The sequence below is a fragment of the Escherichia sp. KTE172 genome (assembly GCF_000408845.1).
Classification (GTDB): domain Bacteria; phylum Pseudomonadota; class Gammaproteobacteria; order Enterobacterales; family Enterobacteriaceae; genus Escherichia; species Escherichia coli.
Genome location: NZ_KE137316.1, coordinates 3,070,331 through 3,095,691 on the forward strand (window position 1 = coordinate 3,070,331; position 25,361 = coordinate 3,095,691).

At 52.3% G+C, this 25,361-nt stretch carries 22 protein-coding genes and 4 tRNA genes; 21 read left to right on the plus strand and 5 right to left on the minus strand.

The window, feature by feature from the left end; translation table 11 throughout:
• The first annotated feature begins 43 nt into the window (after positions 1 to 43).
• The 21 genes from trxA (at position 44) to G434_RS09260 (ending at position 18,476) form a co-directional block, all read left to right on the plus strand.
• Positions 44 to 373, plus strand: a complete 330-nt coding sequence (trxA, locus tag G434_RS09360) for a thioredoxin TrxA (protein WP_001280776.1) — start codon at positions 44 to 46, stop codon at positions 371 to 373.
• 140 nt (positions 374 to 513) lie between these two features.
• Positions 514 to 615: a rho operon leader peptide RhoL gene (gene rhoL / locus G434_RS0125650; protein ID WP_001295255.1), complete on the plus strand. Its 102-nt coding sequence runs from the start codon at positions 514 to 516 to the stop codon at positions 613 to 615.
• An 84-nt stretch (positions 616 to 699) separates the two neighbouring features.
• The gene (gene rho, locus G434_RS09355) at positions 700 to 1,959 is read left to right on the plus strand and encodes a transcription termination factor Rho (RefSeq protein WP_001054527.1); all 1,260 of its coding nucleotides are present in this window, start codon (positions 700 to 702) and stop codon (positions 1,957 to 1,959) included.
• A gap of 239 nt (positions 1,960 to 2,198) precedes the next feature.
• Positions 2,199 to 3,302, plus strand: coding sequence for a UDP-N-acetylglucosamine--undecaprenyl-phosphate N-acetylglucosaminephosphotransferase (wecA, locus tag G434_RS09345; protein WP_001050971.1), 1,104 nt, complete (start codon positions 2,199 to 2,201; stop codon positions 3,300 to 3,302).
• 11 nt (positions 3,303 to 3,313) lie between these two features.
• Positions 3,314 to 4,360, plus strand: coding sequence for an ECA polysaccharide chain length modulation protein (gene wzzE / locus G434_RS09340; RefSeq protein ID WP_001295256.1), 1,047 nt, complete (start codon positions 3,314 to 3,316; stop codon positions 4,358 to 4,360).
• Positions 4,361 to 4,415: 55 nt separating this feature from the next.
• A complete protein-coding gene (gene wecB / locus G434_RS09335) occupies positions 4,416 to 5,546 on the plus strand; it encodes a non-hydrolyzing UDP-N-acetylglucosamine 2-epimerase (RefSeq protein WP_001306792.1) in 1,131 nt (376 codons plus the stop codon).
• The gene (gene wecC / locus G434_RS09330) at positions 5,543 to 6,805 is read left to right on the plus strand and encodes a UDP-N-acetyl-D-mannosamine dehydrogenase (protein ID WP_000006621.1); all 1,263 of its coding nucleotides are present in this window, start codon (positions 5,543 to 5,545) and stop codon (positions 6,803 to 6,805) included. The genes wecB and wecC overlap by 4 nt, the downstream gene beginning before the upstream one ends.
• On the plus strand, positions 6,805 to 7,872 hold the full coding sequence (gene rffG / locus G434_RS09325; protein WP_001226594.1) for a dTDP-glucose 4,6-dehydratase: 1,068 nt from the start codon (positions 6,805 to 6,807) through the stop codon (positions 7,870 to 7,872). Before wecC ends, rffG begins: the two co-directional genes overlap by 1 nt.
• An 18-nt stretch (positions 7,873 to 7,890) precedes the next feature.
• On the plus strand, positions 7,891 to 8,772 hold the full coding sequence (gene rfbA, locus G434_RS09320; protein WP_000676063.1) for a glucose-1-phosphate thymidylyltransferase RfbA: 882 nt from the start codon (positions 7,891 to 7,893) through the stop codon (positions 8,770 to 8,772).
• Complete coding sequence (gene rffC / locus G434_RS09315) at positions 8,750 to 9,424, plus strand: dTDP-4-amino-4,6-dideoxy-D-galactose acyltransferase (protein ID WP_001145170.1); 675 nt, start codon at positions 8,750 to 8,752, stop codon at positions 9,422 to 9,424. The genes rfbA and rffC overlap by 23 nt, the downstream gene beginning before the upstream one ends.
• A gap of 4 nt (positions 9,425 to 9,428) precedes the next feature.
• The gene (gene rffA / locus G434_RS09310; protein WP_000612044.1) at positions 9,429 to 10,559 is read left to right on the plus strand and encodes a dTDP-4-amino-4,6-dideoxygalactose transaminase; all 1,131 of its coding nucleotides are present in this window, start codon (positions 9,429 to 9,431) and stop codon (positions 10,557 to 10,559) included.
• A 1-nt stretch (position 10,560) separates the two neighbouring features.
• Positions 10,561 to 11,811 carry a lipid III flippase WzxE gene (gene wzxE, locus G434_RS09305; protein WP_000050247.1) on the plus strand — a complete coding sequence of 417 codons (1,251 nt, stop codon included), beginning with the start codon at positions 10,561 to 10,563 and terminating at the stop codon, positions 11,809 to 11,811.
• A complete protein-coding gene (gene rffT, locus G434_RS09300) occupies positions 11,808 to 12,887 on the plus strand; it encodes a TDP-N-acetylfucosamine:lipid II N-acetylfucosaminyltransferase (RefSeq protein ID WP_000217257.1) in 1,080 nt (359 codons plus the stop codon). Before wzxE ends, rffT begins: the two co-directional genes overlap by 4 nt.
• Positions 12,884 to 14,236: an ECA oligosaccharide polymerase gene (gene wzyE, locus G434_RS09295; protein ID WP_000055143.1), complete on the plus strand. Its 1,353-nt coding sequence runs from the start codon at positions 12,884 to 12,886 to the stop codon at positions 14,234 to 14,236. Before rffT ends, wzyE begins: the two co-directional genes overlap by 4 nt.
• A 2-nt stretch (positions 14,237 to 14,238) precedes the next feature.
• A complete protein-coding gene (gene wecG, locus G434_RS09290) occupies positions 14,239 to 14,979 on the plus strand; it encodes a lipopolysaccharide N-acetylmannosaminouronosyltransferase (RefSeq protein ID WP_001064038.1) in 741 nt (246 codons plus the stop codon).
• 190 nt (positions 14,980 to 15,169) lie between these two features.
• Positions 15,170 to 16,555 carry a bifunctional threonine/serine APC transporter ThrP gene (gene thrP, locus G434_RS09285; RefSeq protein WP_000774741.1) on the plus strand — a complete coding sequence of 462 codons (1,386 nt, stop codon included), beginning with the start codon at positions 15,170 to 15,172 and terminating at the stop codon, positions 16,553 to 16,555.
• Between the two features lie 102 nt (positions 16,556 to 16,657).
• Positions 16,658 to 16,734, plus strand: a tRNA-Arg gene (locus G434_RS09280).
• A gap of 58 nt (positions 16,735 to 16,792) precedes the next feature.
• Positions 16,793 to 16,868 (plus strand) — tRNA-His (locus G434_RS09275).
• Positions 16,869 to 16,888: 20 nt separating this feature from the next.
• Positions 16,889 to 16,975 (plus strand) — tRNA-Leu (locus tag G434_RS09270).
• Positions 16,976 to 17,017: 42 nt separating this feature from the next.
• Positions 17,018 to 17,094 (plus strand) — tRNA-Pro (locus G434_RS09265).
• Between the two features lie 146 nt (positions 17,095 to 17,240).
• Complete coding sequence (locus G434_RS09260) at positions 17,241 to 18,476, plus strand: anaerobic sulfatase maturase (protein WP_000941553.1); 1,236 nt, start codon at positions 17,241 to 17,243, stop codon at positions 18,474 to 18,476.
• A 101-nt stretch (positions 18,477 to 18,577) separates the two neighbouring features.
• Here G434_RS09260 and aslA read toward each other — a convergent pair whose 3' ends face one another.
• From aslA to hemC, 5 genes are all read right to left on the minus strand, one after another.
• Positions 18,578 to 20,233, minus strand: coding sequence for an arylsulfatase AslA (aslA, locus tag G434_RS09255; RefSeq protein WP_000395844.1), 1,656 nt, complete (start codon positions 20,231 to 20,233; stop codon positions 18,578 to 18,580).
• A gap of 678 nt (positions 20,234 to 20,911) precedes the next feature.
• Positions 20,912 to 22,108, minus strand: a complete 1,197-nt coding sequence (hemY, locus tag G434_RS09250) for a protoheme IX biogenesis protein HemY (protein WP_000921803.1) — start codon at positions 22,106 to 22,108, stop codon at positions 20,912 to 20,914.
• A gap of 2 nt (positions 22,109 to 22,110) precedes the next feature.
• Entirely contained in the window at positions 22,111 to 23,334 is a 1,224-nt protein-coding gene (gene hemX / locus G434_RS09245) for a uroporphyrinogen-III C-methyltransferase (RefSeq protein ID WP_000139073.1), read from the minus strand.
• A gap of 21 nt (positions 23,335 to 23,355) precedes the next feature.
• Positions 23,356 to 24,096, minus strand: coding sequence for a uroporphyrinogen-III synthase (gene hemD, locus G434_RS09240; RefSeq protein ID WP_000026054.1), 741 nt, complete (start codon positions 24,094 to 24,096; stop codon positions 23,356 to 23,358).
• On the minus strand, positions 24,093 to 25,034 hold the full coding sequence (gene hemC / locus G434_RS09235) for a hydroxymethylbilane synthase (protein WP_001303155.1): 942 nt from the start codon (positions 25,032 to 25,034) through the stop codon (positions 24,093 to 24,095). Before hemC ends, hemD begins: the two co-directional genes overlap by 4 nt.
• Positions 25,035 to 25,361 lie beyond the last annotated feature (327 nt).

Genomic DNA, 25,361 nt, shown 5'->3' on the forward strand with positions numbered 1-25,361 from the left:
ACAACTAAACCAACACGCCAGGCTTATTCCTGTGGAGTTATATATGAGCGATAAAATTATTCACCTGACTGACGACAGTTTTGACACGGATGTACTCAAAGCGGACGGGGCGATCCTCGTCGATTTCTGGGCAGAGTGGTGCGGTCCGTGCAAAATGATCGCCCCGATTCTGGATGAAATCGCTGACGAATATCAGGGCAAACTGACCGTTGCAAAACTGAACATCGATCAAAACCCTGGCACTGCGCCGAAATATGGTATCCGTGGTATCCCGACTCTGCTGCTGTTCAAAAACGGTGAAGTGGCGGCAACCAAAGTGGGCGCACTGTCTAAAGGTCAGTTGAAAGAGTTCCTCGACGCTAACCTGGCGTAAGGGAATTTCATGTTCGGGTGCCCCGTCGCTAAAAACTGGACGCCCGGCGTGAGTCATGCTAACTTAGTGTTGACTTCGTATTAAACATACCTTATTAAGTTTGAATCTTGTAATTTCCAACGCTTCCCGTTTTATCTTAAATGCGAAGTGAACAGATTTCTGGCTCGTCACTCAATCCGTCTTGTCGTTTCAGTTCTGCGTACTCTCCTGTGACCAGACAGCGAAAAGACATGAGTCGATGACCGTAAACAGGCATGGATGATCCTGCCATACCATTCACAACATTAAGTTCGAGATTTACCCCAAGTTTAAGAACTCACACCACTATGAATCTTACCGAATTAAAGAATACGCCGGTTTCTGAGCTGATCACTCTCGGCGAAAATATGGGGCTGGAAAACCTGGCTCGTATGCGTAAGCAGGACATTATTTTTGCCATCCTGAAGCAGCACGCAAAGAGTGGCGAAGATATCTTTGGTGATGGTGTACTGGAGATATTGCAGGATGGATTTGGTTTCCTCCGTTCCGCAGACAGCTCCTACCTCGCCGGTCCTGATGACATCTACGTTTCCCCTAGCCAAATCCGCCGTTTCAACCTCCGCACTGGTGATACCATCTCTGGTAAGATTCGCCCGCCGAAAGAAGGTGAACGCTATTTTGCGCTGCTGAAAGTTAACGAAGTTAACTTCGACAAACCTGAAAACGCCCGCAACAAAATCCTCTTTGAGAACTTAACCCCGCTGCACGCAAACTCTCGTCTGCGTATGGAACGTGGTAACGGTTCTACTGAAGATTTAACCGCTCGCGTACTGGATCTGGCATCACCTATCGGTCGTGGTCAGCGAGGTCTGATTGTGGCACCGCCGAAAGCCGGTAAAACCATGCTGCTGCAGAACATTGCTCAGAGCATTGCTTACAACCACCCGGATTGTGTGCTGATGGTTCTGCTGATCGACGAACGTCCGGAAGAAGTAACCGAGATGCAGCGTCTGGTAAAAGGTGAAGTTGTTGCTTCTACCTTTGACGAACCAGCATCTCGCCACGTTCAGGTTGCGGAAATGGTGATCGAGAAGGCGAAACGCCTGGTTGAGCACAAGAAAGACGTTATCATCCTGCTCGACTCCATCACTCGTCTGGCGCGCGCTTACAACACCGTTGTTCCGGCGTCAGGTAAAGTGCTGACCGGTGGTGTGGATGCCAACGCCCTGCATCGTCCGAAACGCTTCTTCGGTGCGGCGCGTAACGTGGAAGAGGGCGGCAGCCTGACCATCATCGCTACCGCGCTTATCGATACCGGTTCCAAGATGGACGAAGTTATCTACGAAGAGTTTAAAGGTACAGGCAACATGGAACTGCACCTCTCTCGTAAGATCGCTGAAAAACGCGTCTTCCCGGCAATCGACTACAACCGTTCCGGTACCCGTAAAGAAGAGCTGCTCACTACTCAGGAAGAACTGCAGAAAATGTGGATCCTGCGCAAAATCATTCACCCGATGGGCGAAATCGATGCAATGGAATTCCTCATTAATAAACTGGCAATGACCAAGACCAATGACGATTTCTTCGAAATGATGAAACGCTCATAAATTTGTCTTATGCCAAAAACGCCACGTGTTTACGTGGCGTTTTGCTTTTATATCTGTAATCTTAATGCCGCGCTGGCAATGTTAGGAAAATTCCTGGATTTTGCTGGTGTGTTATGCAATTTGCATATCAAATGGTTAATTTTTGCACAGGACTGGTGGGTTCGGAACGGACTTTCCCTTCTGAATAAAGGTCTTCGTGGTTATACTTCTGCTAATAATTTTCTCTGAGAGCATGCATTGTGAATTTACTGACAGTGAGTACTGATCTCATCAGTATTTTTTTATTCACGACACTGTTTCTGTTTTTTGCCCGTAAGGTGGCAAAAAAAGTCGGTTTAGTGGATAAACCTAACTTCCGCAAACGTCACCAGGGGTTGATACCACTCGTTGGGGGTATTTCGGTTTACGCAGGGATTTGCTTCACGTTCGGAATTGTCGATTACTATATTCCGCATGCATCTCTCTATCTCGCTTGTGCCGGTGTACTGGTGTTTATCGGTGCGCTGGATGACCGTTTTGATATCAGCGTAAAAATCCGTGCCACCATACAGGCTGCTGTTGGCATTGTTATGATGGTGTTTGGCAACCTTTATCTCAGTAGCCTGGGTTATATCTTTGGCTCCTGGGAGATGGTGCTCGGACCGTTTGGTTACTTCCTGACGCTATTTGCCGTCTGGGCGGCCATTAATGCGTTCAACATGGTTGATGGCATTGATGGCTTGCTGGGCGGGTTGTCCTGCGTCTCGTTTGCAGCAATCGGTATGATTTTGTGGTTCGACGGGCAAACCAGCCTTGCAATCTGGTGTTTTGCGATGATCGCCGCCATCCTGCCATACATCATGCTTAACCTTGGTATCCTGGGTCGCCGCTACAAAGTCTTTATGGGTGATGCGGGCAGTACGCTGATTGGTTTTACCGTTATCTGGATCCTGCTCGAAACGACCCAGGGCAAAACCCATCCCATCAGCCCGGTTACCGCTTTGTGGATAATCGCCATTCCGCTAATGGATATGGTGGCGATTATGTACCGTCGCCTGCGTAAAGGCATGAGTCCGTTCTCTCCTGATCGCCAGCATATTCACCATTTGATCATGCGTGCCGGGTTTACTTCCCGCCAGGCGTTTGTGCTGATTACCCTTGCCGCAGCTCTGCTCGCCTCCATTGGGGTGCTGGCAGAATATTCTCATTTTGTCCCGGAGTGGGTCATGCTGGTGCTCTTTTTGCTAGCATTCTTCCTTTATGGATATTGCATTAAGCGTGCCTGGAAAGTTGCTCGCTTTATTAAGCGCGTAAAACGCAGACTGCGTAGAAATCGTGGTGGCAGCCCCAATTTAACCAAATAAATGAGGATGTGATGACACAACCAATGCCTGGGAAACCGGCCGAAGACGCTGAAAATGAACTGGATATTCGTGGGTTGTTTCGTACCTTGTGGGCTGGGAAGCTGTGGATTATTGGCATGGGACTGGCGTTTGCGTTAATCGCGCTGGCGTATACTTTTTTTGCTCGTCAGGAGTGGAGCTCGACGGCGATTACCGATCGTCCAACGGTGAATATGCTGGGGGGATATTACTCACAGCAGCAATTTTTGCGTAACCTGGATGTCCGTTCAAACATGGCTTCTGCCGACCAACCATCGGTCATGGACGAAGCCTATAAAGAGTTTGTTATGCAACTGGCCTCGTGGGATACCCGCAGAGAGTTCTGGCTGCAAACCGACTATTACAAGCAGCGGATGGTGGGCAACAGCAAAGCCGATGCGGCGTTGCTGGATGAAATGATTAACAACATCCAGTTTATCCCCGGAGACTTTACCCGCGCGGTCAATGACAGCGTGAAGCTGATTGCCGAAACCGCGCCTGACGCTAATAACCTGTTACGTCAGTATGTTGCTTTTGCCAGCCAGCGTGCAGCCAGCCATCTGAATGATGAGCTGAAAGGTGCATGGGCGGCGCGCACCATCCAGATGAAAGCTCAGGTAAAGCGTCAGGAAGAGGTGGCGAAAGCCATCTACGACCGCCGGATGAACAGTATTGAACAGGCGTTGAAAATTGCTGAGCAGCATAATATTTCGCGCAGTGCGACAGATGTGCCTGCCGAGGAATTGCCTGATTCAGAAATGTTCCTGCTTGGGCGTCCAATGCTCCAGGCTCGACTGGAAAATTTACAGGCCGTCGGTCCGGCCTTTGATCTCGACTATGATCAGAATCGGGCCATGTTAAACACCCTGAATGTTGGTCCAACCCTGGATCCGCGTTTTCAGACCTATCGCTATTTGCGTACGCCGGAAGAACCGGTAAAACGCGATAGCCCACGTCGTGCCTTCCTGATGATTATGTGGGGCATTGTCGGGGGGCTGATCGGGGCTGGTGTCGCATTAACCCGCCGTTGCTCGAAATAGCAACACTGCTGCGGTGAGCGCAAAGGCGCTCGCCGCTTATTCGAAGAGAATCGATGTGAAAGTACTGACTGTATTTGGTACGCGCCCGGAAGCCATCAAGATGGCTCCGTTGGTGCATGCGTTGGCAAAAGATCCTTTTTTTGAGGCTAAAGTTTGCGTCACTGCGCAGCATCGGGAGATGCTCGATCAGGTGCTGAAACTCTTTTCCATTGTACCTGACTACGATCTCAACATAATGCAGCCAGGACAGGGCCTGACAGAGATAACCTGTCGGATTCTGGAAGGGCTAAAACCAATTCTTGCCGAGTTCAAACCAGACGTCGTGCTGGTTCACGGCGATACTACTACAACGCTGGCAACCAGCCTGGCGGCGTTTTATCAGCGTATTCCTGTTGGTCACGTTGAGGCTGGTTTACGCACGGGCGATCTCTATTCGCCGTGGCCGGAAGAGGCTAACCGTACATTGACCGGGCATCTGGCGATGTATCACTTCTCTCCAACCGAAACTTCCCGGCAAAACTTGCTGCGTGAAAATGTTGCTGACAGCCGAATCTTCATTACCGGTAATACAGTTATTGATGCACTGTTATGGGTGCGTGACCAGGTGATGAGCAGCGATACGCTGCGTTCAGAACTGGCGGCAAATTACCCGTTTATCGACCCCAATAAAAAAATGATTCTGGTGACCGGTCACAGGCGTGAGAGCTTCGGTCGTGGCTTTGAAGAAATCTGCCATGCGCTGGCAGACATCGCCACCACGCACCAGGACATCCAGATTGTCTATCCGGTGCATCTCAACCCGAACGTCAGAGAGCCGGTCAATCGCATTCTGGGGCACGTGAAAAATGTCATTCTGATCGATCCCCAGGAGTATTTACCGTTTGTCTGGCTGATGAACCACGCCTGGCTGATTTTGACCGACTCAGGCGGCATTCAGGAAGAAGCGCCTTCGCTGGGGAAACCGGTGCTGGTAATGCGCGATACCACTGAGCGTCCGGAAGCGGTGACGGCGGGTACGGTACGTCTGGTCGGCACGGATAAGCAGCGAATCGTCGAGGAAGTGACGCGTCTTTTAAAAGACGAAAACGAATATCAAGCTATGAGCCGCGCCCATAACCCGTATGGTGATGGTCAGGCATGCTCTCGCATTCTGGAAGCGTTAAAAAATAATCGGATATCACTATGAGTTTTGCGACCATTTCTGTTATCGGACTGGGTTACATCGGGCTGCCTACAGCAGCTGCGTTTGCCTCACGGCAAAAACAGGTGATTGGTGTCGATATCAACCAACACGCGGTTGATACCATCAATCGTGGCGAAATCCATATCGTCGAGCCTGATTTGGCGAGCGTAGTAAAAACTGCCGTAGAAGGCGGTTTTTTACGAGCGAGCACGACGCCAGTTGAAGCGGATGCCTGGCTGATTGCTGTACCCACGCCGTTTAAAGGCGATCATGAGCCAGATATGACCTACGTTGAATCGGCTGCTCGCTCCATTGCGCCAGTGCTGAAAAAAGGCGCGTTGGTGATCCTCGAATCCACCTCGCCGGTGGGGTCAACCGAGAAGATGGCAGAATGGTTAGCAGAGATGCGTCCAGATCTCACTTTCCCACAGCAGGTGGGCGAGCAGGCTGACGTCAATATTGCCTACTGCCCGGAACGCGTGTTGCCGGGACAGGTAATGGTCGAGCTGATTAAAAACGATCGCGTGATTGGCGGCATGACGCCGGTTTGCTCGGCCCGCGCCAGCGAACTGTACAAGATTTTCCTCGAAGGTGAGTGTGTCGTCACTAACTCGCGGACGGCGGAAATGTGTAAGCTCACCGAAAACAGCTTCCGCGATGTGAATATCGCTTTTGCTAATGAATTGTCGCTGATTTGTGCCGATCAGGGAATTAACGTCTGGGAACTGATTCGCCTGGCGAATCGTCACCCTCGCGTCAATATTCTTCAGCCTGGCCCTGGCGTGGGCGGCCACTGCATCGCTGTTGATCCGTGGTTTATTGTGGCACAGAACCCACAGCAGGCGCGGCTTATCCGTACCGCGCGCGAAGTGAACGATCACAAACCTTTCTGGGTTATCGATCAGGTGAAAGCGGCGGTGGCTGATTGCCTGGCGGCTACCGATAAACGCGCCAGTGAACTGAAAATCGCCTGCTTTGGTCTGGCGTTTAAACCGAATATTGATGACCTGCGCGAAAGCCCGGCGATGGAAATCGCTGAACTGATCGCCCAGTGGCACAGCGGCGAAACGCTGGTTGTTGAGCCTAACATCCACCAGTTGCCGAAGAAACTGACCGGGCTTTGTACTCTGGCGCAGCTTGACGAGGCGCTGGCAACGGCAGATGTGCTGGTGATGCTGGTCGATCATAGTCAGTTCAAAGTTATCAATGGCGACAACGTCCATCAGCAGTATGTCGTCGATGCCAAAGGAGTCTGGCGCTGATGAGAAAGATTCTGATAACAGGTGGTGCCGGGTTTATTGGCTCGGCGCTGGTGCGTTATATCATCAACGAAACGAGCGATGCGGTGGTAGTGGTCGATAAGCTGACCTACGCCGGAAACCTGATGTCGCTGGCACCGGTCGCGCAAAGCGAGCGCTTTGCCTTTGAGAAAGTTGATATCTGCGATCGGGCAGAACTGGCGCGCGTATTCACTGAGCATCAGCCAGACTGTGTCATGCATCTGGCAGCCGAAAGCCATGTTGACCGTTCTATTGACGGCCCGGCAGCGTTTATTGAAACCAACATTGTCGGGACTTATACATTGCTTGAAGCGGCGCGGGCTTACTGGAATGCGCTGACGGAAGATAAAAAATCAGCGTTCCGTTTTCATCATATCTCTACCGACGAAGTATATGGTGACCTGCACTCGACGGATGATTTCTTCACCGAAACCACGCCGTATGCGCCGAGCAGCCCTTATTCCGCTTCAAAAGCCAGCAGCGACCATCTGGTACGCGCCTGGCTGCGGACCTATGGTCTGCCGACGCTTATCACCAATTGCTCGAATAACTACGGCCCTTACCACTTTCCGGAAAAACTGATCCCGCTGATGATCCTCAACGCGCTGGCGGGTAAACTGCTGCCGGTATATGGCAACGGGCAGCAAATCCGTGACTGGCTGTATGTTGAAGATCACGCCCGCGCGCTGTATTGCGTGGCGACCACCGGGAAAGTCGGTGAAACCTATAATATTGGTGGTCACAACGAGCGTAAGAATCTCGATGTTGTGGAAACCATTTGCGAGTTGCTGGAAGAACTTGCCCCGAACAAGCCGCACGGCGTGGCGCACTATCGTGACCTGATCACCTTTGTCGCTGACCGTCCGGGGCATGATCTGCGTTATGCCATTGATGCTTCGAAAATTGCCCGTGAACTTGGCTGGCTGCCGCAGGAAACCTTTGAAAGTGGAATGCGTAAAACGGTGCAGTGGTATCTGGCTAATGAAAGCTGGTGGAAGCAGGTGCAGGACGGCAGCTATCAGGGCGAGCGTTTAGGTCTGAAAGGCTAATTTTCAGCGGAGGCAAACATGAAAGGTATTATCCTGGCGGGCGGTTCCGGCACCCGATTGCATCCGATTACGCGCGGCGTATCGAAGCAACTGTTGCCGATTTACGATAAGCCAATGATTTACTATCCGCTGTCGGTGCTGATGCTGGCCGGTATCCGCGAAATTCTCATCATCACTACTCCGGAAGATAAAGGTTATTTCCAGCGCCTGCTGGGCGATGGTAGTGAGTTCGGTATCCAGCTGGAATACGCCGAACAGCCCAGTCCGGACGGTCTGGCGCAGGCCTTTATCATCGGTGAAACCTTCCTTAACGGTGAACCTTCTTGTCTGGTGCTGGGTGATAACATCTTCTTCGGTCAGGGCTTCAGTCCGAAGCTGCGTCATGTTGCGGCGCGCACGCAAGGCGCGACGGTATTTGGCTATCAGGTGATGGATCCGGAACGCTTTGGCGTCGTGGAGTTTGACGACAATTTCCGCGCTATCTCGCTGGAAGAAAAGCCAAAACAGCCGAAGTCAAACTGGGCGGTGACCGGACTTTATTTCTACGACAGTAAAGTCGTGGAGTACGCAAAGCAGGTGAAGCCGTCGGAGCGTGGTGAACTGGAGATTACCTCCATCAACCAGATGTACCTCGAGGCGGGCAACCTGACCGTTGAACTGCTCGGGCGCGGATTTGCCTGGCTGGACACTGGCACTCACGACAGCCTGATTGAAGCCAGCACCTTTGTACAGACGGTGGAAAAACGCCAGGGCTTTAAGATTGCCTGCCTGGAAGAGATCGCCTGGCGTAACGGCTGGCTTGATGACGAAGGCGTGAAGCGCGCCGCCAGCTCGCTGGCGAAAACTGGTTACGGCCAATATCTGCTGGAGTTACTTCGTGCCCGTCCGCGCCAGTATTGAGCCACTAACCTGGGAAAACGCCTTCTTTGGTGTTAACAGCGCCATTGTGCGCATTAGTCCTGACGCGGCACTCCTGACGTCAGACGCTTTAGCGCCGTGGTCACGGGTGCAGGCCAAAATTGCGGCATCAAATACGGGGGAACTGGATGCCCTGCAACAGCTGGGATTCTCCTTGGTAGAAGGTGAAGTTGATTTGGCGCTACCCGTGAACAATGTCGGTGATAGCGGCGCAGAAGTGGCACAAGAGACCGATATTCCCGCATTACGTCAGTTAGCCAGCGCCGCATTTGCGCAAAGCCGTTTTCGTGCGCCGTGGTATGCGCCTGACGCCAGCGGTCGCTTTTATGCACAGTGGATTGAAAATGCCGTGCGCGGCACCTTTGATCATCAATGTCTGATTTTACGTGCGGCGTCCGGCGATATTCGCGGTTATGTCTCTTTACGGGAACTCAATGCGACAGATGCGCGAATTGGCCTGCTGGCTGGACGCGGTGCAGGTGCTGAGCTTATGCAAACGGCGCTAAACTGGGCGTATGCTCGCGGTAAAATAACTTTGCGGGTGGCGACCCAGATGGGCAACACCGCCGCGCTTAAACGATACATACAAAGTGGTGCGAATGTAGAAAGCACCGCGTACTGGTTATACAGGTGATCACATGATTCCATTTAACGCACCGCCGGTGGTGGGAACCGAACTCGACTATATGCAGTCGGCAATGGGTAGCGGCAAACTGTGTGGCGATGGCGGTTTTACCCGTCGCTGCCAGCAGTGGCTGGAGCAACGTTTTGGCAGCGCCAAAGTGTTACTGACGCCGTCCTGCACCGCTTCGCTGGAGATGGCGGCGCTGCTGCTCGATATCCAGCCTGGCGATGAAGTGATCATGCCGAGCTACACCTTTGTCTCCACTGCCAATGCCTTTGTGCTGCGTGGCGCAAAAATCGTTTTTGTGGATGTTCGCCCGGACACCATGAACATCGACGAAACGTTGATTGAAGCAGCGATCACCGACAAAACGCGCGTTATCGTGCCGGTCCATTACGCGGGTGTGGCCTGCGAAATGGACACCATTATGGCGTTGGCGAAAAAGCATAATCTGTTTGTGGTGGAAGATGCTGCTCAGGGCGTGATGTCCACTTACAAAGGGCGTGCACTGGGAACCATTGGTCATATTGGCTGCTTTAGCTTCCATGAAACCAAAAACTACACGGCGGGCGGTGAAGGCGGCGCGACGCTGATTAACGATAAAGCGTTGATCGAACGAGCCGAGATCATCCGTGAAAAAGGCACAAACCGCAGCCAGTTCTTCCGTGGTCAGGTCGATAAATATACCTGGCGCGATATCGGCTCCAGCTATTTGATGTCCGATCTGCAAGCTGCGTACCTGTGGGCGCAACTGGAAGCAGCAGATCGTATCAATCAGCAACGTCTGGCGCTGTGGCAAAACTACTACGATGCGTTAGCACCTCTGGCGAAAGCCGGGCGTATCGAGCTGCCGTCGATTCCCGATGGCTGCGTGCAGAACGCGCATATGTTCTACATTAAACTGCGGGATATTGATGACCGGAGCGCGTTGATTAACTTTCTGAAAGAAGCGGAAATCATGGCGGTGTTCCATTACATTCCGCTGCACGGTTGCCCTGCGGGGGAACGCTTTGGTGAGTTCCACGGTGAAGATCGCTACACCACCAAAGAGAGTGAGCGCCTGCTGCGCCTGCCGCTGTTCTACAACCTGTCGCCCGTCAATCAGCGTACGGTAATTGCGACTTTGTTGAACTACTTCTCCTGATATGTCGTTGGCAAAAGCGTCCTTGTGGACGGCGGCCAGTACACTGGTCAAGATTGGTGCCGGGTTACTGGTCGGTAAGTTGCTGGCGGTGTCATTTGGTCCGGCGGGGCTTGGGCTGGCGGCAAATTTCCGCCAGTTGATTACCGTGCTCGGCGTGCTTGCCGGGGCTGGCATCTTTAATGGCGTAACCAAATACGTTGCTCAGTACCATGATAATCCCCAACAGCTGCGCCGCGTGGTCGGCACTTCATCAGCGATGGTACTTGGCTTCTCTACGCTAATGGCGCTGGTTTTTGTGCTGGCAGCAGCGCCAATCAGCCAGGGATTGTTTGGTAATACCGACTATCAGGGACTGGTGCGTTTAGTGGCGCTGGTGCAAATGGGGATTGCCTGGGGCAACCTGTTACTGGCGTTGATGAAAGGCTTTCGCGATGCCGCAGGTAATGCGTTATCCCTGATTGTCGGCAGCTTGATTGGCGTTTTTGCGTACTACGTCAGTTACCGTTTGGGCGGTTATGAAGGGGCGTTGCTGGGTCTGGCGCTGATTCCCGCGCTGGTGGTGATTCCTGCCGTCATCATGCTAATTAAGCGTGGTGCAATCCCGTTAAGCTATCTGAAACCCAGCTGGGATAACGGCCTGGCAGGGCAGTTGAGCAAATTTACGCTCATGGCGTTGATTACGTCGGTGACCTTGCCTGTTGCTTACATCATGATGCGTAAACTGCTGGCGGCGCAGTATAGCTGGGATGAGGTGGGGATCTGGCAAGGGGTGAGCAGTATTTCCGATGCCTACCTGCAATTTATTACGGCATCGTTCAGCGTATATTTGCTGCCCACGTTGTCGCGGCTAACGGAAAAGCGCGATATCACCCGGGAAGTGGTTAAATCGCTGAAATTCGTCTTACCGGCAGTGGCGGCGGCGAGTTTTACCGTCTGGTTGCTGCGTGATTTTGCTATCTGGCTGCTGTTGTCGAATAAATTTACCGCTATGCGCGATCTCTTTGCCTGGCAGTTAGTGGGTGATGTGTTAAAAGTGGGCGCTTATGTCTTTGGTTATCTGGTGATCGCCAAAGCGTCACTGCGGTTTTATATTCTGGCGGAAGTCAGCCAGTTCACTTTATTGATGGTATTTGCCCACTGGCTAATCCCTGCGCATGGTGCACTGGGCGCGGCGCAGGCCTATATGGCAACCTATATCGTCTATTTTTCTCTTTGTTGTGGCGTGTTTTTACTCTGGCGTAGGCGGGCATGACTGTACTGATTCACGTACTGGGATCGGATATCCCTCACCATAACCGAACCGTTCTGCGGTTTTTCAACGACGCGCTGGCCGCGACGAGCGAGCACGCGCGCGAGTTTATGGTTGTTGGCAAGGACGACGGCTTAAGTGATAGCTGTCCGGCGCTTTCTGTGCAATTTTTCCCTGGGAAAAAATCGCTGGCGGAAGCGGTCATCGCGAAAGCAAAAGCTAACCGTCAGCAGCGTTTTTTCTTCCACGGTCAGTTCAATCCCACACTGTGGCTGGCTCTGCTGAGTGGTGGCATTAAGCCCAGCCAGTTTTACTGGCATATCTGGGGGGCAGACCTGTACGAGCTTTCCAGTGGCTTGAGATATAAGCTTTTTTACCCACTACGTCGCCTGGCGCAAAAGCGAGTCGGCTGTGTATTTGCCACCCGCGGCGATTTGAGCTTTTTTGCCAAAACGCATCCAAAGGTGCGGGGCGAACTGCTGTACTTCCCGACGCGGATGGACCCTTCACTCAATATGATGGCGAATGATCGGCAACGTAAAGGGAAAATGACCATTCTGGTGGGGAACTCCGGCGACCGCAGCAATGAGCATATTGCTGCCTTGCGCGCCGTTCATCAGCAATTTGGCGATACGGTAAAAGTGGTGGTGCCGATGGGATATCCGCCTAATAACGAAGCGTACATCGAGGAAGTTCGTCAGGCGGGGCTGGCGTTATTCAGCGAAGAAAATCTGCAAATTCTGAACGAAAAACTGGAATTTGACGCCTATCTGGCGCTACTTCGTCAGTGCGATCTTGGTTACTTTATTTTTGCCCGCCAGCAGGGCATTGGTACGCTGTGCTTACTAATTCAGGCGGGCATTCCTTGTGTGCTTAACCGGGAAAATCCGTTCTGGCAGGATATGACGGAACAGCATTTGCCGGTGCTGTTTACTACCGACGATCTCAACGAGGATATTGTGCGTGAAGCGCAGCGCCAGTTGGCGTCGGTGGATAAAAACACCATTGCCTTCTTTAGCCCGAACTATCTGCAAGGCTGGCAGCGGGCGTTGGCGATTGCCGCCGGGGAGGTTGCATGAGTCTGCTGCAATTCAGTGGCCTGTTTGTTGTCTGGCTGCTCTGCACGCTGTTTATTGCCACGCTGACCTGGTTTGAGTTTCGCCGTGTGCGTTTTAACTTCAATGTCTTCTTTTCATTGCTGTTTTTGCTCACCTTTTTCTTCGGCTTCCCGCTGACCAGCGTGCTGGTATTTCGCTTTGATGTTGGTGTCGCGCCGCCAGAAATCTTGTTGCAGGCGTTGCTTTCTGCGGGCTGCTTCTACGCGGTTTACTACGTCACCTACAAAACCCGCCTACGCAAACGCGTTGCCGATGTACCGCGCCGTCCGCTGTTTACCATGAACCGCGTGGAGACCAATCTCACGTGGGTGATCCTGATGGGCGTCGCGCTGGTAAGCGTCGGCATCTTCTTCATGCACAACGGCTTTTTGCTGTTCCGGCTTAACTCCTACAGTCAGATCTTCTCCAGTGAAGTCTCCGGCGTGGCGTTAAAACGCTTCTTTTACTTTTTCATCCCGGCGATGCTGGTGGTCTACTTTCTGCGCCAGGACAGCAAAGCGTGGCTGTTTTTCCTCGTCAGCACGGTCGCCTTTGGCTTGCTGACTTATATGATTGTCGGCGGCACTCGCGCCAATATCATCATCGCATTCGCTATCTTCCTGTTTATTGGCATTATTCGCGGCTGGATTTCGTTGTGGATGCTGGCGGCGGCGGGCGTGCTGGGGATTGTGGGCATGTTCTGGCTGGCGCTAAAACGCTATGGAATGAATGTGAGCGGTGATGAAGCGTTCTATACGTTTCTCTATCTCACCCGCGATACCTTTTCGCCGTGGGAGAATCTGGCATTGCTGTTGCAGAACTACGACAACATCGACTTCCAGGGTCTGGCTCCCATTGTCCGCGATTTCTATGTCTTTATCCCTTCCTGGCTGTGGCCGGGTCGCCCGAGTATGGTACTGAACACCGCCAACTACTTTACCTGGGAAGTGCTGAATAACCACTCCGGACTGGCGATCTCGCCTACGCTTATAGGCTCACTGGTGGTGATGGGCGGCGCGTTGTTCATCCCGCTCGGGGCGATTGTTGTTGGACTGATCATCAAATGGTTCGACTGGCTGTATGAGCTGGGCAACCGCGAGCCTAATCGCTATAAAGCTGCGATATTGCACAGTTTCTGCTTTGGGGCGATCTTCAATATGATCGTGCTGGCGCGTGAAGGGCTGGATTCGTTTGTCTCACGCGTGGTCTTTTTTATCGTGGTCTTCGGCGCATGTCTGATGATCGCAAAACTGTTGTACTGGCTTTTTGAAAGCGCCGGACTCATTCATAAACGTACAAAATCATCGCTCCGGACGCAGGTTGAAGGATAACAATGAATAACAACACCACGGCACCGACCTATACGCTGCGTGGCTTACAGTTGATCGGTTGGCGTGATATGCAGCACGCCCTCGATTATCTGTTCGCTGACGGGCAGCTTAAGCAGGGAACGCTGGTTGCCATTAATGCCGAAAAAATGCTGACCATTGAAGATAACGCCGAGGTCAGGGAGTTAATTAACGCTGCCGAATTTAAATATGCGGATGGCATCAGCGTTGTACGTTCAGTACGTAAAAAGTACCCGCAGGCGCAGGTTTCCCGCGTTGCCGGGGCCGATCTCTGGGAAGAGCTGATGGCGCGCGCAGGCAAAGAAGGGACACCGGTATTTCTTGTGGGCGGTAAACCTGAAGTGCTGGCGCAAACTGAAGCTAAACTGCGCAACCAGTGGAATGTGAATATCGTTGGCAGCCAGGATGGTTATTTTAAACCCGAGCAGCGTCAGGCGCTGTTTGAACGCATTCATGCCAGCGGAGCGCAAATCGTCACCGTTGCGATGGGATCGCCAAAGCAGGAGATCTTCATGCGCGACTGCCGTCTGGTGCATCCAGATGCGCTGTATATGGGCGTTGGCGGGACTTACGATGTTTTCACCGGTCACGTAAAACGCGCACCGAAAATCTGGCAAACGCTGGGGCTGGAGTGGCTCTACCGCCTGCTTTCGCAGCCGAGCCGCATTAAGCGTCAGCTTCGTTTGCTGCGTTATTTACGCTGGCACTACACCGGCAACCTCTGATTTTCCTCTCTTTGTAAAGCGACGGAGTGGTCACTCCGTCGCCTGTCTGCTTTTTTATTACACAAAGCATTCAAATTTTTAATGCTTTATTTGCCATTTCTCCTGAATTACGAAAACATTCGCAACACTCGATGTACCCATAACGATAACCGGTAACACCGGAAAGCATGCAAACACAACACGAGGATTTATGGCAGATAACAAACCAGAGCTACAGCGTGGGCTGGAAGCTCGACATATCGAACTCATCGCCCTGGGGGGCACCATTGGCGTCGGCCTGTTTATGGGGGCCGCCAGTACCCTGAAATGGGCCGGGCCATCCGTATTGTTGGCCTATATCATCGCCGGGCTGTTCGTCTTTTTCATCATGCGTTCAATGGGCGAAATGTTATTCCTCGAACCGGTTACCGGTTCGTTCGCCGTTTATGCGCATCGCTATATGAGCCCGTTCTTTGGCTATCTCACCGCCTGGTCTTACTGGTTTATGTGGATGGCGGTGGGGATCTCAGAAATCACCGCCATTGGCGTTTATGTCCAGTTCTGGTTCCCGGAGATGGCGCAGTGGATACCCGCATTGATCGCGGTGGCGCTGGTGGCGTTGGCGAATCTGGCGGCGGTGCGGTTGTACGGCGAAATCGAGTTCTGGTTCGCGATGATCAAAGTCACCACGATTATCGTGATGATTGTCATTGGCCTGGGCGTGATTTTCTTTGGCTTTGGCAATGGCGGGCAGTCGATTGGTTTTAGCAACCTCACAGAGCATGGCGGTTTCTTTGCGGGGGGCTGGAAAGGGTTCCTGACCGCATTGTGTATTGTGGTGGCGTCCTACCAGGGCGTGGAGCTGATTGGCATTACCGCTGGTGAAGCGAAGAATCCGCAGGTGACGCTGCGCAGTGCAGTAGGCAAAGTGCTGTGGAGGATTCTGATTTTCTACGTAGGCGCGATTTTCGTTATCGTTACTATCTTCCCGTGGAATGAAATAGGCAGCAACGGTAGCCCGTTCGTACTGACTTTCGCCAAAATCGGCATTACCGCAGCGGCGGGCATTATCAACTTTGTGGTGCTGACGGCTGCGCTCTCTGGCTGTAACAGCGGCATGTACAGTTGCGGACGTATGCTCTACGCACTGGCGAAAAACCGTCAGTTACCGACGGCGATGGCGAAAGTTTCCCGTAACGGCGTACCGGTTGCGGGTGTGGCAGTATCTATTGCTATCCTGTTAATTGGCTCATGCCTGAACTACATCATTCCCAATCCGCAGCGTGTGTTTGTCTACGTCTACAGTGCCAGCGTGCTTCCGGGGATGGTGCCATGGTTTGTGATATTGATAAGCCAGCTGCGTTTTCGTCGTGCGCATAAAGCGGCGATTGCCAGCCATCCGTTCCGCTCAATCCTGTTCCCGTGGGCCAACTACGTAACAATGGCATTCCTGATTTGCGTTTTGATCGGCATGTACTTTAATGAAGATACGCGTATGTCGCTGTTTGTCGGCATCATCTTTATGCTGGCGGTGACGGCGATTTATAAAATTTTTGGGCTTAATCGCCACGGTAAAGCGCATAAACTGGAGGAATAAGCAGCAAAACGCACAAACCGTAACCAAACGCGCAATTTATTTAAAAAGGGACTAGACAGAGGGGTGGGAAGTCCGTATTATCCACCCCCGCAACGGCGCTAAGCGCCCGTAGCTCAGCTGGATAGAGCGCTGCCCTCCGGAGGCAGAGGTCTCAGGTTCGAATCCTGTCGGGCGCGCCATTTAGTCCCGGCGCTTGAGCTGCGGTGGTAGTAATACCGCGTAACAAGATTTGTAGTGGTGGCTATAGCTCAGTTGGTAGAGCCCTGGATTGTGATTCCAGTTGTCGTGGGTTCGAATCCCATTAGCCACCCCATTATTAGAAGTTGTGACAATGCGAAGGTGGCGGAATTGGTAGACGCGCTAGCTTCAGGTGTTAGTGTCCTTACGGACGTGGGGGTTCAAGTCCCCCCCCTCGCACCACGACTTTAAAGAATTGAACTAAAAATTCAAAAAGCAGTATTTCGGCGAGTAGCGCAGCTTGGTAGCGCAACTGGTTTGGGACCAGTGGGTCGGAGGTTCGAATCCTCTCTCGCCGACCAATTTTGAACCCCGCTTCGGCGGGGTTTTTTGTTTTCTGTGCATTTCGTCACTTTCCCTTCGCAATAAACGCCCGTAATAACTCATTGCGCCACGGTATGATTTCGCCCTTAACTTATTGAAGGATGACTTCAGGCAAGGAGCGACCATGCTGCAACAGGTTCCAACGCGTGCTTTTCATGTGATGGCGAAACCGAGCGGTTCCGATTGTAATCTGAACTGTGACTACTGTTTTTATCTCGAAAAACAATCCCTTTACCGCGAAAAGCCAGTCACGCATATGGACGATGACACGCTGGAAGCGTATGTCCGTCACTATATCGCTGCCAGCGAAACCCAAAACGAAGTGGCTTTTACCTGGCAGGGCGGCGAACCAACGTTACTCGGGCTGGATTTTTACCGCCGTGCCGTGGCGCTACAGGCGAAATATGGTGCTGGCAGGAAGATAAGTAACAGCTTCCAGACTAACGGCGTTCTGCTTGATGACGAATGGTGTGCATTTCTGGCAGAAAATCATTTTCTTGTAGGGTTATCGCTGGATGGTCCGGCTGAGATCCACAATCAATATCGCGTGACCAAAGGCGGCAGACCAACGCATAAGCTGGTGATGCGTGCCCTGACGCTCCTGCAAAAACATCATGTCGACTATAACGTGCTGGTCTGCGTTAATCGCACCAGTGCGTTACAACCTTTGCAAGTCTATGATTTTCTGTGTGATGCAGGCGCTGAGTTCATCCAGTTTATTCCGGTGGTCGAGCGCCTGGCTGATGAAACGGCTGCTCATGCTGGACTTAAGCTACATGCTCCCGGCGATATTCAGGGCGAACTGACGGAATGGTCGGTACGCCCCGATGAGTTCGGTGAATTTTTGGTGGCGATATTCGACCACTGGATCAAACGCGACGTCGGCAAGATTTTCGTGATGAATATCGAATGGGCGTTTGCCAATTTTGTCGGTGCGCCAGGAGCGGTTTGCCATCATCAGCCAACCTGTGGGCGCTCGGTGATTGTTGAACACAACGGCGACGTTTACGCCTGCGATCACTATGTTTATCCGCAATATCGACTGGGGAATATGCTTCAGCAGACAATTGCAGAAATGGTAGATTCCCCGCAACAGCAGGTGTTTGGTGAAGATAAATTTAAGCAGTTACCGGCGCAGTGTCGCAGTTGCAACGTGTTAAAAGCGTGCTGGGGAGGCTGTCCGAAACACCGCTTTATGCTCGATGCCAGCGGCAAACCGGGGCTGAATTATTTGTGTGCCGGGTATCAGCGTTATTTCCGCCATCTACCGCCATATCTTAAAGCAATGGCTGATTTGCTGGCGCACGGTCGTCCGGCCAGCGACATTATGCAGGCGCATTTGATGGTGGTGAATAAGTAAAAAAGCGGCCATTTTGTGGCCGCCTGCGGTTGATTGCCGGATAAGGCGTTCACGCCGCATCCGGCAAGGTCAGTGTGGCCCGATGTAGCGTTAGCGCCGGCTTAATCAGATTTAATCTGCGCGCGTGGTGGATATTTTTTCAGGATCTCCATATACGCATGCATTTCGGTCTGTAGCGGTACACCCATTGGGATATGGCGCACGCCGATAGAGTCGCTTTCCTGCGGATCGGTGTACAGGTTAAACACCGACGATCCCGCCGTTTGCATTACTGTGCCGGTGAATCCACCCTGATACCCGCTCTGGGTATACGCGTACGGTTGCTGGATCAGGACGTGATACTTGAACTCATCCATACGCACAGCAGAAAGTTTACCGTTGAGGAAGTAGTGCTCGGCCTTACGGTTAGACTGACCATTTGTTCCCAGGAAGAAAGATGTCTGGTCCACACCATCGATAAAGGTGGTTTTCGGTACTAAATTCGCTACTTTCGCCCCAGGATGCCCCGCCAGATCCAGCGCCGTAGGGAAGAGATCCGCCAGATCGACAATGCCGTCAGATTTACGCGGTTGGATCATGCCTTTCCAGTAAACGAAGGTTGGCACACGAACGCCGCCTTCCCATGTAGAACCTTTCGCACCGCGGAACGGTGTGCGACCGTGCGGCGGAACTTCGGCTTCCGGACCGTTATCAGAGGTGAACACAATCAGCGTGTTATCAAGCTGACCGTTTTTCTCCAGTGCTTTATACAGATTGGCGAAGATATCGTTCATCTCCACCATGCAGTCGCCGTAAGAGGTGCGCGCCGGAGAGCTACCCGCATATTTCGCATTTGGGTAGTTATCGAAGTGACAGCCGCGAGTGCCGTAGTAGAGGAAGAAAGGCTTATCGCTCTTCGCCATCTTGTCGAGGAACTTAACGCCATATTCCATCCAGCGTTGATCCAGGTCTTCCATATATTTCGGCGTAATGTCGGCAATGGCTTCCTGTTCACCGCCGCGCACGGCATGAACGTCATCTTTGCTGAACGGCAGTTTTTGGATGTATTCAGAACGATCCGGGCTCAGGGCGACTTCCGGGTTGACATGAACATCACGCCATTCGGTATACATATCGGACACCGAGTTAAAGCCGCGGAAATCATCAAAGCCAACGTTCTGCGGCTGCGACTCTTTGTTTTCCCCCATATGCCATTTCCCGATGGCCTGAGTGACGTAGCCCTGATCGTGCAGCAACTGCGGCAGAGTGGTTAACCCTTGCAGACCGCCCGGTTGCCCGTACATTGGCGGCATCAGAATGCCGTGGTGGATGGAGTATTGCCCGGTAAGAATCGTGGCGCGGGTTGGGGAAGAACTCGGTTGAGAATACGCCGAAGTTAAAATCAGCCCCTGGCTGGCAACGGCGTCGATATCTGGTGTAGGGTTACCCACCGCCACGCCGCCGCCGTTAAAGCCAACATCCATCCAGCCCACATCATCCAGCAAGAAAACAACCACGTTCGGTTTTTTACCGGTTTTTTTCTCAAGTTCTGCCAGCTTCTGCTGGGTTTCTTTGTCTTGTGCAGGATGCTGCATCACCGGCATCATGTTGTCGGCAATAGTGGTCGCCGGTTTAACCAGATACTGGTTTGGGTGATCGTATCCGGCAAAGCCTTTGCGTGCGGTGGCGGTTGACGGGGTATCTGCTGCGTTGGCCATGAGTGGAAGAGCGGCGGCGACAGCCACAACAAGAAGTTTGGGTGAAAACGAAAATTCCATGCAAAATGCTCCGGTTTCATGTCGTCAAAATGATGACGTAATTAAGCATTGATAATTGAGATCCCTCTCCCTGACAGGATGATTGCATAAATAATAGTGATGAAAATAAATTATTTATTTATCCAGAAAATGAATTGGAAAATCAGGAGAGCGTTTTCAATCCTACCTCTGGCGCAGGTGATATGTAAGGCGGTGATGTTATATCGCGTTGATTATTGATGCTGTTTTTAGTTTTAACGGCAATTAATATATATATTATTAATTAAATGACTTTTATTATTCATTATATATATGTGTAGAATCGTGCGCAGGAGAAATATTCACTCAGGAAGTTATTACTCAGGAAGCAAAGAGGATTACAGAATTATCTCATAACAAGTGTTAAGGGATGTTATTTCCCGGTTCTCTGTGGCATAATAAACGAGTAGATGCTCATTCCATCTCTTATGTTCGCCTTAGTGCCTCATAAACTCCGGAATGACGCAGAGCCGTTTACGGTGCTTATCGTCCACTGACAGATGTCGCTTATGCCTCATCAGACACCATGGACACAACGTTGAGTGAAGCACCCACTTGTTGTCATACAGACCTGTTTTAACGCCTGCTCCGTAATAAGAGCAGGCGTTTTTTTATGTATCAGAAAGGTCCCGGAGGTGCTTGCCTCCGGGTGAGAAAGAACTACTGTGGCGGGTTGTTCTGCAACGTTAACATCAAACCGTCGCGGCGCATCGCTGCGGCTTCTTCCGGCTTGTGCAGTCTGTCCAGCGCGTCGGCAAGCCATGCGTAATCGTAGGCGTCCGGACGTTGTTTCAGCGCCGCGCGGAAGGCGAGCGATGCTTCCTGCCATTCGCCGTGCTTCATCAGCGACTGACCCAGTGTGCTCCACAACAACGGGCGATCGCCCACGTTTTTGATCTGTTGGCGCAGCACTTTTTCCAGCTGTTCCGGGTTATTGGTTTTCAGACGCGGGATCGGCAGCAGCAGGCGATCGTCATACTGGCGTTTCAGGCCGTCGATGATAATTTGCTGGGCAGTATCATGATCGTCACATTCAATAAGATGTTCCGCCATTGCCACCTGCAACGCCACCTGATGACGCGTTTTCCGGCTTTGGTTTTTCCACCAGTTACGCAAACCTTCGCTACCGTTATCGGCACGCGCCTGATCCATCAGGCCAATCCATGCCTGTTGTTCCAGCATTGCACGATGTTCTTCATCACCAACATGGGCTTTCGCCATTGATGGGATGATATCCAGCAGCGAACTCCATGCACCTGTGCGGATATACGCCTGTTCCGCCAGACGTAATACTTCCGGATGGCGTGGCGTAACTTTCAGCAGCTTATCCACGCCGTGGCGTGCAGCATGGTTTTCATTACGGGCCAGTTGCAGACGTACACGGGTGATTTCTACCGGAATGGTGTCATTGCCGGCCAGCTCCGCTGCGCGTTCCAGATGTTGGTTGGCGCGTGCTTCATCACCACGTTGTTGCGCGGCTTCGGCAGCCAGTAGATAGTTCACCACCGGTTGTTCAGCGTGATCGGCATTTTTCGCCATCAGCTTTTCAACTTGCTGATAATCGCCTTCCGCTAGTTTCAGCAGCGCCTGTTCGGTCTGCTTACGGGCACGGCGACGCTTACGTCCGACAAACCACCCACGGGTGTGTGCGCCTGTGCGGAAGATCCGCCGCAGTAGCCACTCAATGGCAAACAGCACTACCATCGCCAGAATCAAAATAATCGCCAGGCCAGTGACGCTGGTTTCAATATTGTAGTTGTCGGTCTGAATCAATACGTAACCCTGATGACCGGCAATCATCGGGCCAACCACTATCCCCGCAATCAGCAAAACAAAGAGCAATAACACTTTTAGCATGGTTATTCTCCTTGCGGCGCGGCTGCCGGAGTATCAGCTTGCGGTGCAGGTGCAGGTGCAGGTGCAGGTGCAGGTGCAGGTGCAGGTGCAGGTGCAGGTTTAGCTTCCGTTGTCCCCGCTGCCGGTTGTGCCAACAGGTTACGCACGCGAGTCTGCATCAGTTTTTCCAGCATCGCCTGGCTTTGCAGGGTTTCCGGGAGATCCATCGAGATATTTTGCTGGCTTAACTGGTCCACCTCGTCGAGGAACGCTTTGGTGGTGGCATCATCAGTATCGTAGTAAGCACGTACCCAGGTGGAGACGTTCTCCAGCGCCTGGCGATAAGTCTCTTCCTGATGACGCGGTACGGCTTGTGCCGCGACCAGCAGGCGAGAGCGAATATTTTCGCGCAGATAGATATCCTGATTTGGCGCTAACAGCGGTACGGCGGTGTCATCACGACGGCGAATCGTAATGAAGTTGTCCATAAAGTTCTGCCAGCTTTTTTGTAGATTGATACGCCATTCGCTGATGGAACTGGAAAGCTCTTCACCGTCGGAATCCATCGGCGAACCATCGCTGTCATTATCGGCCAGACGCAGGTTATCTACCTGATTTGAAAGCTGATTAAGCTTAAGGATGATGCCGTCATAATCCACCTGCGATACCGCAGAAAGGCTGGCGATATCATCGGTAATTGCCCGACGAACGGTAATCAGACTCGGGTCATTCATATCCGCCAGGCTGGCATCTGCACTTTTCAGCAACGCTGCAGCGGTCGTGACGTCTTGATCGCTCCACAGCTTCCGTCCTGCGAGTTTCACCAGAAAATCGGCCTGAGCCAGCAGCCAGGTTTTAGCATCGCTGCCGGAAATGGTGGCGACCTTTTGTTGGACTTCATCCAACTGTTTTGCCAGCGTTTCTTGCTGACGATTCGCCTGTTCAAGCTGCGTAGCCTGTTGCTTGATAATGCCTTCCAGCTCGGCTTTTTGGCTCTCCTGGGCTTTTTGCAATGCCGTCAGTTGGTTAGCCAGGGCATCGCTGGTGGCGGTCTGATTGACGGCCTGTTGTTTACCCCAGCCATACAAACCGACGCCCGCCGCCAGAGCAATAGCAATAGCCACCGCGCTGAGAATCAATGCGGTATTGTTCTTACTCTTTTTTTCTGTTGCGACAGGTTGTGACGTGGTGTCCACGGCCTCCCTGGTCTCTTCAACCACGGCGGAGGTTTTTTCTTGTTCCGTCATTATGGCTTCCTGTTATGAGAGTTATTGTAATGCCCGTAAAAGCGCATCGTTGTCAGCGTTATCGGCGACCTTAATGTCTTGCCAGCCCAGTTCCCGGGCGAGTTTCGCCAAACGCTCACTGACGACCAATAGTCGACAGTGTAGTAACCAGTGCTCACGATACCATTGTGGGATCAGCGACCAGAGTTGCTGCAACATTTCACCGCTGGTAACAACGACCGTCGTCACCTCGCGGGATTGCCAGCGCATCGCTTCTTCTGCACCATCGTAATGGATTGCGCATCGTTGATAACATTCACAAAAAGTGACCTCAGCACCGCGCGCCGTCAGGGTATCCCCAATTAGCTCACGACCGCCATTGCCACGTAATATCAGCGCACGTTTGCCCGCAATATTTTGTAATTCAGGTAATTGTAGCAAGACTTCGCTGATTTCCCGATCCTGCGGGTAGAGAATCTTCTGTCCGCTTACGGTATGTAGCGCCAGTGCGGTGGTGCGTCCAATGGCGAAATAATCAGGTAGTCGGGGCCATTTACGATCTTGCTGATGCAGCTGTGATTGGGCAAAAGCAACCGCGTGTTGCGAGAGGGCAAACAACAGATCCCTCTCCCCCAGCGCTGCAAGTTGATCAGCAAGTTGCGGTAATTGTCGACCCGGAGAAAACTCAATCAGCGGAAAATGCCAGGCCACCTGCCCCAGTGTGCGCAGACGGCTCACTAACTCTTCTCCAGCGGGAGACGGGCGGGTGACCAGGATACTCATGCCGGGGCGTCTCCGTTATAGACTTCAGCAAGGATCTCGCGCGCGCCGTTATTCAGTAGCTCTTCTGCCAGCGAAATCCCCATTTGTTCGGCATCTTGCGGCGCACCGCGGCGTTCACCGCGAATAATCTGCGAACCGTCCGGCGCGCCGACCAGCGCACGCAGCCAGATTTCGCCATCAATAAGCTCGGCGTAGCTACCAATTGGCACCTGACATCCGCCTTCGAGACGGGTATTCATGGCGCGTTCTGCGGTAACGCGTAGTGCAGTTTCGTGGTGATTCAGCGCGGCAAGCAGCTCGCGAGTGCGTGTATCATCAAGGCGGCATTCAATACCGACCGCACCTTGTCCTACCGCCGGAAGAGAAATCTCGGGTGGTAACGCGGCGCGAATACGTGACTCCAGACCTAAACGTTTTAGTCCGGCTACGGCAAGAATGATGGCATCGTATTCGCCGTTATCCAGTTTGCTCAGGCGAGTGCCGACGTTGCCGCGCAGGGAGCGGATAATCAGATCCGGGCGGCGTTCAGCCAGTTGGCACTGGCGACGTAAACTGGACGTCCCGACGATACTGCCTGCCGGTAACGCATCCAGACTGTCATAGTTATTGGACACAAAGGCATCGCGAGGATCTTCACGCTCACAAATAGTGACCAGTCCCAGACCTTGCGGGAATTCAACCGGCACATCTTTCATTGAATGTACGGCGATATCGGCGCGATTTTCGAGGAGCGCGACTTCCAGCTCTTTTACAAATAAGCCTTTTCCGCCTACTTTCGCCAGCGGCGTATCAAGAATCACATCGCCGCGCGTCACCATCGGTACCAGTTCAACGACCAGGCCCGGATGGCTCGCCATCAACTTGTCTTTGACATAGTGTGCCTGCCAGAGTGCAAGTGGGCTTTGGCGTGTGGCAATTCTTAAAACATTGTCTAACATGCTTGTTACCGTCATTATCATCCGTGGTCCATCCTAACATCCTTGCCAGAGCGATGTCAGTGTTGTGGTGAAACGTAGACGCCTGCGCAAACCGTAAAATGAGGTCTGGCAGTGGATCCTGACAGGCATTTCACGCCGTCGTAATAAGGAATTTACAGAGAATAAACGGTGCTACACTTGTATGTAGCGCATCTTTCTTTACGGTCAATCAGCAAGGTGTTAAATTGATCACGTTTTAGACCATTTTTTCGTCGTGAAACTAAAAAAACCAGGCGCGAAAAGTGGTAACGGTTACCTTTGACATACGAAATATCCCGAATGCCGCGT

Excerpts from the sequence above, each read along its gene's own strand:
- rffT (WP_000217257.1), top strand. The coding sequence starts at position 11,808 with ATGACTGTACTGATTCACGTACTGGGATCGGATATCCCTCACCATAAC.
- wzxE (WP_000050247.1), top strand. The coding sequence starts at position 10,561 with ATGTCGTTGGCAAAAGCGTCCTTGTGGACGGCGGCCAGTACACTGGTC.
- trxA (WP_001280776.1), top strand. The coding sequence starts at position 44 with ATGAGCGATAAAATTATTCACCTGACTGACGACAGTTTTGACACGGAT.
- aslA (WP_000395844.1), bottom strand. The coding sequence starts at position 20,233 with ATGGAATTTTCGTTTTCACCCAAACTTCTTGTTGTGGCTGTCGCCGCC.
- rffG (WP_001226594.1), top strand. The coding sequence starts at position 6,805 with ATGAGAAAGATTCTGATAACAGGTGGTGCCGGGTTTATTGGCTCGGCG.
- rfbA (WP_000676063.1), top strand. The coding sequence starts at position 7,891 with ATGAAAGGTATTATCCTGGCGGGCGGTTCCGGCACCCGATTGCATCCG.
- rhoL (WP_001295255.1), top strand. The coding sequence starts at position 514 with ATGCGAAGTGAACAGATTTCTGGCTCGTCACTCAATCCGTCTTGTCGT.
- wecC (WP_000006621.1), top strand. The coding sequence starts at position 5,543 with ATGAGTTTTGCGACCATTTCTGTTATCGGACTGGGTTACATCGGGCTG.
- rffA (WP_000612044.1), top strand. The coding sequence starts at position 9,429 with ATGATTCCATTTAACGCACCGCCGGTGGTGGGAACCGAACTCGACTAT.
- rho (WP_001054527.1), top strand. The coding sequence starts at position 700 with ATGAATCTTACCGAATTAAAGAATACGCCGGTTTCTGAGCTGATCACT.
- hemC (WP_001303155.1), bottom strand. The coding sequence starts at position 25,034 with ATGTTAGACAATGTTTTAAGAATTGCCACACGCCAAAGCCCACTTGCA.
- thrP (WP_000774741.1), top strand. The coding sequence starts at position 15,170 with ATGGCAGATAACAAACCAGAGCTACAGCGTGGGCTGGAAGCTCGACAT.
- wecG (WP_001064038.1), top strand. The coding sequence starts at position 14,239 with ATGAATAACAACACCACGGCACCGACCTATACGCTGCGTGGCTTACAG.
- wzzE (WP_001295256.1), top strand. The coding sequence starts at position 3,314 with ATGACACAACCAATGCCTGGGAAACCGGCCGAAGACGCTGAAAATGAA.
- G434_RS09260 (WP_000941553.1), top strand. The coding sequence starts at position 17,241 with ATGCTGCAACAGGTTCCAACGCGTGCTTTTCATGTGATGGCGAAACCG.
- hemY (WP_000921803.1), bottom strand. The coding sequence starts at position 22,108 with ATGCTAAAAGTGTTATTGCTCTTTGTTTTGCTGATTGCGGGGATAGTG.
- hemD (WP_000026054.1), bottom strand. The coding sequence starts at position 24,096 with ATGAGTATCCTGGTCACCCGCCCGTCTCCCGCTGGAGAAGAGTTAGTG.
- wzyE (WP_000055143.1), top strand. The coding sequence starts at position 12,884 with ATGAGTCTGCTGCAATTCAGTGGCCTGTTTGTTGTCTGGCTGCTCTGC.
- hemX (WP_000139073.1), bottom strand. The coding sequence starts at position 23,334 with ATGACGGAACAAGAAAAAACCTCCGCCGTGGTTGAAGAGACCAGGGAG.